This is a genomic window from Coleofasciculus sp. (genome assembly GCF_046539235.1).
Taxonomy (GTDB): Bacteria; Cyanobacteriota; Cyanobacteriia; order Cyanobacteriales; family Coleofasciculaceae; genus Coleofasciculus.
Map to the genome: position 1 here is coordinate 1 of NZ_JBKHHI010000261.1, position 9,337 is coordinate 9,337.

At 45.2% G+C, this 9,337-nt stretch carries 11 protein-coding genes; 3 read left to right on the forward strand and 8 right to left on the reverse strand.

Translation table 11 applies throughout. The features are described 5' to 3' along the window. From ACLFWI_RS20325 to ACLFWI_RS20335, 3 genes are all read right to left on the reverse strand, one after another. Positions 1-477: alpha/beta fold hydrolase (locus ACLFWI_RS20325; protein ID WP_446414421.1), on the reverse strand; the 477-nt coding region annotated here is incomplete at its 3' end. A gap of 637 nt (positions 478-1,114) precedes the next feature. Further along, the gene (locus ACLFWI_RS20330) at positions 1,115-1,423 is read right to left on the reverse strand and encodes a hypothetical protein (RefSeq protein WP_446408235.1); all 309 of its coding nucleotides are present in this window, start codon (positions 1,421-1,423) and stop codon (positions 1,115-1,117) included. A gap of 507 nt (positions 1,424-1,930) precedes the next feature. After that, positions 1,931-2,149: a hypothetical protein gene (locus ACLFWI_RS20335; protein WP_446408234.1), complete on the reverse strand. Its 219-nt coding sequence runs from the start codon at positions 2,147-2,149 to the stop codon at positions 1,931-1,933. Between the two features lie 221 nt (positions 2,150-2,370). Between ACLFWI_RS20335 and ACLFWI_RS20340 the strand changes: the two genes are divergently transcribed. Beyond that, positions 2,371-2,769 carry a DUF6464 family protein gene (locus tag ACLFWI_RS20340; RefSeq protein ID WP_446408233.1) on the forward strand — a complete coding sequence of 133 codons (399 nt, stop codon included), beginning with the start codon at positions 2,371-2,373 and terminating at the stop codon, positions 2,767-2,769. A 112-nt stretch (positions 2,770-2,881) separates the two neighbouring features. On the opposite strand, the gene ACLFWI_RS20345 is transcribed toward ACLFWI_RS20340, so the two are convergent. The 4 genes from ACLFWI_RS20345 to ACLFWI_RS20360 form a co-directional block, all read right to left on the reverse strand. Next, positions 2,882-3,085, reverse strand: coding sequence for a hypothetical protein (locus tag ACLFWI_RS20345; protein WP_446408232.1), 204 nt, complete (start codon positions 3,083-3,085; stop codon positions 2,882-2,884). Positions 3,086-3,637: 552 nt separating this feature from the next. Then, positions 3,638-4,771, reverse strand: coding sequence for a glycosyltransferase family 4 protein (locus tag ACLFWI_RS20350; protein ID WP_446408231.1), 1,134 nt, complete (start codon positions 4,769-4,771; stop codon positions 3,638-3,640). 244 nt (positions 4,772-5,015) lie between these two features. Beyond that, complete coding sequence (locus ACLFWI_RS20355) at positions 5,016-5,324, reverse strand: hypothetical protein (RefSeq protein ID WP_446408230.1); 309 nt, start codon at positions 5,322-5,324, stop codon at positions 5,016-5,018. A 234-nt stretch (positions 5,325-5,558) separates the two neighbouring features. Next, the gene (locus ACLFWI_RS20360; RefSeq protein WP_446408229.1) at positions 5,559-6,710 is read right to left on the reverse strand and encodes a UDP-sulfoquinovose synthase; all 1,152 of its coding nucleotides are present in this window, start codon (positions 6,708-6,710) and stop codon (positions 5,559-5,561) included. Between the two features lie 101 nt (positions 6,711-6,811). On the opposite strand from ACLFWI_RS20360, the gene ACLFWI_RS20365 reads away from it, so the two are divergent. Together ACLFWI_RS20365 and ACLFWI_RS20370 are read left to right on the forward strand one after the other, a co-directional pair. Further along, entirely contained in the window at positions 6,812-7,276 is a 465-nt protein-coding gene (locus ACLFWI_RS20365; RefSeq protein ID WP_446408228.1) for a GNAT family N-acetyltransferase, read from the forward strand. 296 nt (positions 7,277-7,572) lie between these two features. Then, positions 7,573-8,115 carry a PEP-CTERM sorting domain-containing protein gene (locus ACLFWI_RS20370; RefSeq protein WP_446414422.1) on the forward strand — a complete coding sequence of 181 codons (543 nt, stop codon included), beginning with the start codon at positions 7,573-7,575 and terminating at the stop codon, positions 8,113-8,115. A 140-nt stretch (positions 8,116-8,255) separates the two neighbouring features. Here the strand turns inward: ACLFWI_RS20370 and ACLFWI_RS20375 are convergent, their stop codons facing one another. Next, complete coding sequence (locus tag ACLFWI_RS20375; RefSeq protein WP_446414423.1) at positions 8,256-9,134, reverse strand: SDR family oxidoreductase; 879 nt, start codon at positions 9,132-9,134, stop codon at positions 8,256-8,258. Positions 9,135-9,337: the final 203 nt, after the last annotated feature.

Genomic DNA, 9,337 nt, shown 5'->3' on the forward strand with positions numbered 1-9,337 from the left:
TTGAGAAGCCTTTTCATAGGGTGCATTGAGAGCAAAACGCCACAACTGTTCTGGTAAATTGCGGGCGCGGGGGTCGATGGTAGGGGCTTGCAGAATTGCGGCGAAAAGGCGATCGCTATGGCGGATCGCAAATTCGGCAATAATTTGGCATCCGAAGGAATTACCCAGCATAATAGCTTGTTTAATGCCGACTGCATCCATCCATTGACATAAAACATCGGCTAATTGGGGTAACTCCAGTGCTTCGTCGGGTTTGTCACTGTCCCCATATCCAGGAAAGTCCGGCACGTACACGCGATATTTAGATGCCAATAACTCCGCGGTGGGAATCATGTAGCGACTGGCTAAGACCAACCCATGCACCAAAATCACCACAGGCGCATCTTCTGGTAAATCCTCTGCAAACACGCGGGCGAACATGGATAAACCATTCACCGTTGTATACTGATTTTGTAATTTTCCCTTGTGTAGAGTCATCTTTATTCCTTTAATATCTAAATATTCAGCTTTTAGGCTGCCTGTAAGGACTGGTTAAAACTTGGCATACCAAATGCTATGCTGAGTTCTTTAGGAGTGTCCTGACTAAATAGTTATATCAATATCAAGAGTGCTATTTACAAAAGCTAGATCGATATTGCCCACTCGACTCAGGCGGCTGCTATTTAATAGACTGGCATTAGCTCTACTATATATAGATAGATGTTTCAGCTATTCAGATTATTCTGCTCAAGCTGATTAACGGCTAGTAATCTCAGCTAAAAAAGTTGCTTGATTCAGCCGTATTATGATATGAGTTGTTCAAAATGCTAGCATCACCCATTCCAATTTTTCATCTATCTCTCGATAGAGAACCATTGAATTTCCGATGATTTTGAGGGGGTTAAAGATGGGTGAAGGAGATTTTATCACCATTTTTGAAGAATTGCAGCCGGAATGGGTTGAGCGTTAAGAATTTCGCGGCGAACTTGGGGGCGCGAGCGTCCTGCAATCTTAACCTGATCAGGTAAATAAATCTAACTTCTGCGATCGCTCTCTAATTGCCTAAGTAGTAAGCTATATTCAAGATTTTGCTCATGCGATCGCAACACTCTCATTCCCGAAACTGTAAACATCATTATCGCCGAAAAGTCCTTTCAGGTTCCGAGTTGGCTTGATTGACTTCTCTTTTCCGCCGACTATCTTTCTCATATCTCACACCTGCTAAGAAGGCAGATAAAGCAGCATAAAAGCTAGCAGTACCCGCGCTAGTTAATAAGTTAGTGAGTTCAGGTTGAGGTAATCCAATGTTGAATATGAAACTAAAAAAGATACCTGCAACTGCACCAATGATGCCAGCGATTAGGGCGCTGCTAAAAGGCTTGCTTAAATACGCGATCGCGCTTCCAATTGCCAACTGTACAATCAGAGTCAATAAGATATTCATGGTAGAGTTTTTATGCTTCTATTTTACGTAGAAACATTCTTAAATGCTTCTGATTTACCACTCTCTATCGCTTTAAGCAGCTTTTCATACTCTTCTGGTACTACTTCACCGAGTTCATTGTGACGCAACCCCTTTGTAAAGTTGACGACGAAGTGCTGGACTAAATAAATTTATAAGCTTTCTTAATTATATTTTAAATAAATTTATAATTAAAAGATGTAAATGAATCGACAACAAACAAGCGATCGCCCAGAGGATAACCACTAAAAATATTCGGCTCTGGCGAGGGAGTGTCAATCAACGAAAGTCAATTAGCATCGCATCCCACACTAGCAGAAGCATCTAGTCATTGAGGCGTCAGGGAGCGATCGCGATGAATAAGGGCGGGTTTTGTTGATCCGTTATCGACTCTTAATATAGTGGCTAAAGGGAAACCGTAGAATCGACCCTTCACCTTCACAACCTTCGAGGGTATGCTTATGACAAACGTGCCATGGCACATCTCTACTATCCTAGTGCAGAAATCTCATCGACCACCTTCATCCGCCCTCGGCGAAATGCGCGGAGTAATCGTTCTAGGGAGTCTCTTTCTTCATCAGTTAGTGATTCTTCTAGCAATGCTGCCATTAATCCGTATCGGTCAGCGAGCGTAATTTTACCAGAACTGCTAGCTTGAGCGAATAAATCAGATAGCGCACCAGGTATAAGTCTCACTGAAATTTTCATCGTTGGATTGAATCAACACTTTTATCCAATATGAACCATCCTAACCATTTGAGGGATATGGGTCAGACCCCACACCCCATATAAGCAGAGGTACACAGGTGTAGGGGAGCAAATGATGTAGCTTGCTTCTCAAGGAAAGCGAGTATGACAAATGACTAATGACAAAGAGATTGGGTTGATTGCGATACCATCCAAGTGTAGTCATCATCACACCTATCACTATGGAGCCAGATTCTCTTCCCGCAGAGCTAATCCTGACGCAATCGCGTCAGAGTCTGGGTAATATCCGATTAAATTGGACTCCCCAACCGGGTAATTATCTTGACTATAACGGTCAAACCTACGCTGTCTTAGAGCGTCGCCATCGCTATCTTCTAAAATCTGGGCGTTACCGCTTGCACAAAATTGCCCTGTACGTCCAATCGGCTCCGCGCCCGACGGAGAAAAGTTTGGTCGATGGGCGCTGGGTGCTTGGCGATGCGAGTTGTGAATATAATGCGAATTCTGAACTTGTGCGTTGTGCTGTTAATCCAGAGGGTCCTTGTCAGTCTTGCCGTTACTACGAACCAATTCAACAAAACCTAAGCAATTCTGACATTCCTTACCGCAAAAGTCGCTGAAGCTAGATTTTACATTCCCGCCGCTATCTTCACATCTACGAAGTGTGGCGGGAAAAAAGTAGAGACATTCCGACAGAACGTCTATCCATTCTAATTTCCCGCTATTTTAAGATTAATTGCTCTGGTCGATAAAAAATGGGGGAGTAGGTAGATCATTAGCGATCGCTAGTACCTGAAGCGCAACTTTTACTTTGACCATGTTAGCGTCGTTTTCAGCGCTTCCTTCCGGTGGCTTCTTGAGAAACTCTTTCAGTACCTTAGCTGCCTCTACGCCAGCTTCATGTAGAGCATCATCAAATTCTCGCTCTGCTGCCATGACTTTCTCCTCAAATTTGGTCTGATGCTTTCATTGTAGAAGGCGATCGCTTGAGCGAATAGGTTTCATGGGTCAACGTCAGTCAGGGCGCAAGCTTTGCGCCCCTACCTACATTGATCAGCTACAATCTCACCTGCTCCCAGACGTAGCATGCTACGTCTCTACAAGCTCCTCCGGATTAAGCGCCGCCCCGTAATTTGTCTAGGACGCTGCGATCTTCTAAGGTTGAAGTATCACCTGTTACGCAATCCTTGTAGTGTGTTTAGCGAAGCCATGCCGCAGGCTTTAGCGAAGCCATGCCGCAGGCTTTGCATCTTGCTCGCTAGCCATTCCTAATTTAAATGCGTGATGGCTTAACGCCGAGGAAAGGGCGACCCGATCAACTTGAATGGAATGGAATTGTTAATTAATGCAAGCGGGTCGCCCCTACAACAGTTTAGGGATCATTGATATTGATGCGGTAGGGGCACGATAATATCGTGCCCTAATCAATATCGTGTCCTAATCAATATCGTGTCCTAATCAATATCATGCCCTAATCAATATCCTAAATTAAGCCGCAGGTAAGAGCGATCGCGACAACACCACGCCCTGATAATATTGTTGTAACTGTCGGGTAGCGGCTGACCAACTCCAGCGTTCCGCTTCCGCCCTAGCGTTTTGGCGTAAGATTTCCCGTTCAGTTTGTTCCTGGAACAGACGTTGAGTTGCTGCGATCGCGCCTTGTTCATCCCTGGGATCAAACAGGTAGCCGTTCACCCCATCGGTGACGATATCTGGAATTCCCCCAGAACGCGCCGCCACAACGGGACACCCCGCCGCCATCGCTTCAAGTAAAACTAATCCCAAGGTTTCAGTACGGGAGGGGAAAATAAACGCATCCGCCGACGCAAAGGCAGAACCTAAGGCTTCACCTGTCAGATACCCGACAAAATGGGTAGGGGTTCCGGCAAAATGTTTTTCTAGGGCGCTGCGATGGGGTCCATCTCCCACTAATGCCAAACGCGCACCGGGAATCGATTCCAGAACAGGTTTAATCCGGTCAATCTCCTTTTCCGCCGACAACCGCCCCACATAAAGCAGCAAGGGACTTTCCGGGTGTCCTTGAGACAAGTGCGATCGCATGTCCTCAGACGCTAAACTGGGACGAAATGTCTCTGTATCCACCCCCCGTTGCCACAAATCCAAGTGTTGAATCCCCCGCCCTCTCAATTCCTCAACCATCGCCGTCGAGGTACATAAATTAAGCTGGGCTTGGTTGTGATTTGCTTTAATTAATTCCCACATCACCGGTTCTAACATCCCTAACCCATAATGCTGAAGATACTGGGGTAAATGAGTATGATAGGACGCGATTAAAGGAATTTGCATCGCTTTAGCATAATAGAGTCCCCCTAACCCTAATACCGCCGGGTTCACCACATGAATTACATCCGGCTTAAATTCGGCTAACGCTATGCCAATCGCGGGTCGAGGTAATGCCAGTTTGAGTTCGGGATATAAAGGTAATGGAAAAGCCGAAACGCCATAAATTTTGGCACCTTTGTGTTCTGTGAGTCCCCCATCTGGGCAGATTACCAGAACCTGGTCACCATTGCGTTGTAAATGATCAACCGTGTGCCGCAGTCGAGTAACAATCCCATCAACTTTAGGCAAAAAGGTTTCAGTGAATAAGGCAATTCGCATAATCGTGTGACTGTGTGCGGAGTGGTATTGCAAACGGTAGGAGGCAGGAGGCAGAAGGTAGGAGGGTTGTTACTGGTATAGGGTCTCAGCCATTATATCTGTCCTAACCTCAATGGCACTAAAATCAACCTTTTTGGATCGCCGAAATCCTTATATACCGTAGGGTGGGTTGAGCGAAGTCGAAACCCACCAGCCAAAATTTTAGTACCATTCATTCTCACCTTGATGGCGACAGTTAGAACAACTAAGGATCTTCAGCGTTTTTGGGCGGTAAGGTACAGAGTCCATGAATACCAATGGCGGCGATAATTCCCCCTAGTAAAACGCCCACACCTTCAGCAAAACAGTTAATTCGATGTCTATTTTCTGCGGCTTGGGCAATGGATAAATCCCGCATTGTCGAAGATGGAGATTGAGACAACTGTTGATAATATCTTTGGTGACGCTCTAATGCTACCCATTCTGGGAAAAGATAATAGGCACTGAGAACCGATGCAGCGAAACCGGGTAAGACGACAAACACAAGAAGAATTGCAGATTTTATCATCATCATGACAAGCTATGAAACTCTAGCTATTCCATCGAAACATGGGATGGGGTAAGAGGAAACCGAGATTTTCTAGTTCCTCTTACCGAGAGCATCGGTTCAGTGATTATTCTGGACTCTTCTAGACCGAGTTGGGTTGAAAAAACGGGAATATAAACCACCGTAACCCCTATTTTTTCCGGTTTAACTTTTATTTCTTCCCTACCGTCGTCCTGAATCCTGAACCGATAATTTAGAGCGTTATCGCCGCCAAGACACCTTGGGTAAGATTTGTTTTTCATCTACACGGTGCTTGTACTTGCTGGCAAAGTTAAGTAAGGAATCGATCAGTGAATCAGAGAGGTAATGGGGTTGGAGTCCTAAACTTAACAGGCAAGTGTTTTTGGCGTAGAAATAATGCTGTTCTAACTCAACTCGTGGGTTATCCAAGTGCTGAATGTCCACATCGATATCTAAATGGGTTCCAGCATTTTTCACCATCACGGCTAAGTCGCCCACGCTGAACATTTCCGTGAACTGGTTAAATACACGGAATTGACCCGGATCAGCCGGATTCGCGATCGCGAGTTCGACACAACGCACCGTATCCCGAATATCTAAGAAGCCCCGGGTTTGTCCCCCTTTACCGTATACCGTTAAGGGATGACCCACCGCCGCCTGGATACAGAATCGGTTTAAGGCAGTACCGAAAACGCCATCGTAGTCGAGGCGGTTAATCAGCATCTCATCCATACCCGTTTCTTCGGTTAAGACACCATAAACAACGCCCTGATTCAGATCCGTTGCCCTTAGTCCCCAAATCTTACAAGCAAAGTGGATATTATGGCTATCGTGGACTTTGCTCAGGTGGTAGAAGCTACCAGGCTGTTTGGGATAGGGTAAGGTATCTTTGCGCCCATTATGTTCGATGGTGATATAGCCTTCTTCGATATCGATATTCGGCGTTCCGTATTCACCCATCGTCCCCAGTTTGACCAAATGGCAATCGGGGAAGTCTTGTCGCATGGCGTAGAGAATATTTAATGTCCCTACGACATTATTCACCTGAGTCAGTACCGCATGTTCGCGGTCAATCATCGAGAATGGTGCAGACCGTTGTTCGCCAAAGTGAACAATTGCCTCCGGTTCAAACTGATGCAGGGATTTAATCAGGAAATCGTAGTCGGTAATATCACCCACGAACAAGTCAATGGATTTACCCGTCAGATCCTGCCAACGCTGGATACGGTGTTGAATCGGTGCAATTGGCGTCAGGGTTTCTACACCCAGTTTCATATCCCAGTGACGGCGCACCAGGTTATCCATAATCCCGACGTCGTATCCTTTTTTGGATAGATGCAGGGCGGTTGCCCACCCACAATAACCATCGCCACCAATAACCAAGACTTTCATAGTCAATCCATAAAATTGAAGAGCCGATACTCGGTAAATGTATCAGGTTTCGGGTACTCTCGAACCATTAAAATCAGCGATCGCACCTTAAATCATCCTACATGCATACAAGTCAGCCGTCTCTACCCGCCAACTGTACCCTCCGACGCGCCTCTTCTGGGGATCGGGGCGCGATTTTCCGATTGGTACTGGGGGCAAAACTTGATCCGACTCAGTTACGATGGCAGCAATTCTGGGTGATTGAATGTCAGGGAAAGGTGGTAGCATGTGGACAGTTACGCCAGTTTGCTGACGCCCAAGAGTTGGGCAGTTTGGTTGTCGCCCCAGAGTGGCGCGATCGCGGTTTGGGAACGTTGCTGACGCAGCATCTGATTCACCAAGCCAGCCACCCCCTCTATCTGGAATGCTTAGGGACGCGCCTAGCCCAGTTCTACAGGCGCTTTGGCTTTGTGCCAGTTTCCTGGCAAGAGTTGCCGCGATCGCTTAAATTTAAGTTTGGCTTATCTCACTTCGCCAAAATCATCTTCCGAATACCTGTAGAAATTATGACCCTATCCTCTCACTGAATAAATACCTATACATGAATTTTGTTAGTTAATCGAGTTAAAGATCCTAATCATACGTCCTGTTTCTGGCATATAATTGCTAGTTCTAGTTATAGATATTAAATGTAACTTACAATACAAAACCAATGTGATATTGAAATTATTACTTATATTTATATTAAGAATAATAGATGAAATTGACTTTACAAATACAAATGAGTATAGTATTATAAATACTCCTACAGATAGAGGAAAGATTCCTTTATTTAGTTATTTAATTGTCACAGTTGTTTCACTTCCTACAGGGTTTCCAATTTATGAAATTTAGCTACTCACCGTGGCTGTCTGCCTTAACGGTTGCTACCACTGCCGCTACCGTAACGATGGTCAATGTATCCCCGGCTACAGCCGCTTTAATAAAATTTGATCTACAAATTCAGGGCATAGAAGTTGAATCAGGAATATTGGGTGGTTCAACAACAATAAACGCAGCGGCAGGTTCCTTCACCACGAACGATTCAATGGATGCAATTGAATCAGTTTCTCTAAAGTTGGGGAATATCCAATTTAATCAAGGGGAATTTGTCACTGATGGCTCCCAAACCAATATTCTGTTCAGCACTTCTTCTGAGAGTCTCACTCTGTTTGACATACTGCCACTTCCCCAGGAAATTGGTGGTATGGTAAGCGGACCAGCCACTTTGACAAATGGAAATTTAACTGACTCTGTCTCCTACAAAGCTACTGCAGTTGCCCGTGTTCCTGAACCTCTCACACTCTTGGGTTCTACCGTCGCATTAGGCTTTGGAGTCGTACTCAAGCAAGAACACTCAAGAAAGAAGAATAAAGTCAACGAATAAGGGCGAAACTAAAGCCAGTTGAGTTCCCTCCCCTTGGCAAGGGGAGGGTTAGGGAGGGGTCTGTCTCAAGGTATTGGAGATTGTTGAGAAGTTGACACAGATGTCAGCTTGGCGTCCTTACAGTATATGGTATGGGCATATCAGATAAGGCTCCCCCGTAATGCCTCTAATTCTTCTTGCAAGGGTAAAGGATTATATCCTAACGCAAATGCTTTGGAACTATCCAAGGAAACATCTGGAGGTCGTGGCGCTGCCATTTTTACATCAGCTTGGCGACAAGATTTTAATCCAGCTTTGGGTAATCGTAACACATCAACCAGCAGACACCCAAATTCATAACGTGATATCCGCTCTTTTCCTCCCAGATGCAGGTAGCCTTGAATATTATCGAGGGCTAACAATAACCCTTTAGCGGCGGTAGTTCCACTCACAGGTGTGCGAAATTCATCAATAAATAGCTTTAACTCGTTTCCTGCTTGTAACGTTTCAATAAATGGCTGAATAAAGCTGTTCGCCGTTGGTGTCGCCTGACCAAACATTAACGGCATTCTACAAATGGCTGTCTGAGGATAGCGAGTTAACATCAGAGTCTCAGCCCTAACTTTTTGCTCTCCATAATAACTAATTGGCGAAACCGGATCAGTTTCCCGATAGGGTGGATTTAAACCATTGAATACCAAGTCAGTAGATGTAAATACACAAGGAATACCATAATCCGCACAAAGTCCCGCGATATTACCAGATGCTATAACATTTATTACTTCCGTTTCCTGGGGGTGCATTTGGCAAAAATTGGGGCTAGATTGAGCAGCTGTATGAATAACCGCGTCGGGTTTAATAGTTTGGAAAATCTGCTTAACTTCCTGAAAATGGGTTAAATCAATTTTTCGTATGTTTATATCTGGACTATTGACAGATTTAGAAAGGCAAGTTCCATAGACATTCCATTCTCGTTTTGACAACTGGCAAGTATGCCAACCCAAAAATCCACTAACACCTGTAATCAATAACCTTTTCATGTGATTAGATTGACTTACAGCAGTTTGCTCTGCTATGCGGTACATTGTCGATCCCCCTCGCATCCCATAAGCAAAAAAAGCTCCCGCATCCTTTGGTCTCCCCCATGGAACAAAAAGCTCCCGCATCCTCTGGTCTCCCCCATGGAATAAAAAGCTCCCGCATCCTCTGGCTTCCCCCGTGCAACAGAAGCTCCCGCATCCTC

What these genes read in the sequence shown, in the direction of transcription:
- ACLFWI_RS20330 (WP_446408235.1), bottom strand. Translation starts at nt 1,423, where the DNA reads ATGAATATCTTATTGACTCTGATTGTACAGTTGGCAATTGGAAGCGCG.
- ACLFWI_RS20375 (WP_446414423.1), bottom strand. Translation starts at nt 9,134, where the DNA reads ATGAAAAGGTTATTGATTACAGGTGTTAGTGGATTTTTGGGTTGGCAT.
- ACLFWI_RS20370 (WP_446414422.1), top strand. Translation starts at nt 7,573, where the DNA reads ATGAAATTTAGCTACTCACCGTGGCTGTCTGCCTTAACGGTTGCTACC.
- ACLFWI_RS20355 (WP_446408230.1), bottom strand. Translation starts at nt 5,324, where the DNA reads ATGATGATGATAAAATCTGCAATTCTTCTTGTGTTTGTCGTCTTACCC.
- ACLFWI_RS20345 (WP_446408232.1), bottom strand. Translation starts at nt 3,085, where the DNA reads ATGGCAGCAGAGCGAGAATTTGATGATGCTCTACATGAAGCTGGCGTA.
- ACLFWI_RS20340 (WP_446408233.1), top strand. Translation starts at nt 2,371, where the DNA reads ATGGAGCCAGATTCTCTTCCCGCAGAGCTAATCCTGACGCAATCGCGT.
- ACLFWI_RS20350 (WP_446408231.1), bottom strand. Translation starts at nt 4,771, where the DNA reads ATGCGAATTGCCTTATTCACTGAAACCTTTTTGCCTAAAGTTGATGGG.
- ACLFWI_RS20335 (WP_446408234.1), bottom strand. Translation starts at nt 2,149, where the DNA reads ATGAAAATTTCAGTGAGACTTATACCTGGTGCGCTATCTGATTTATTC.
- ACLFWI_RS20360 (WP_446408229.1), bottom strand. Translation starts at nt 6,710, where the DNA reads ATGAAAGTCTTGGTTATTGGTGGCGATGGTTATTGTGGGTGGGCAACC.
- ACLFWI_RS20365 (WP_446408228.1), top strand. Translation starts at nt 6,812, where the DNA reads ATGCATACAAGTCAGCCGTCTCTACCCGCCAACTGTACCCTCCGACGC.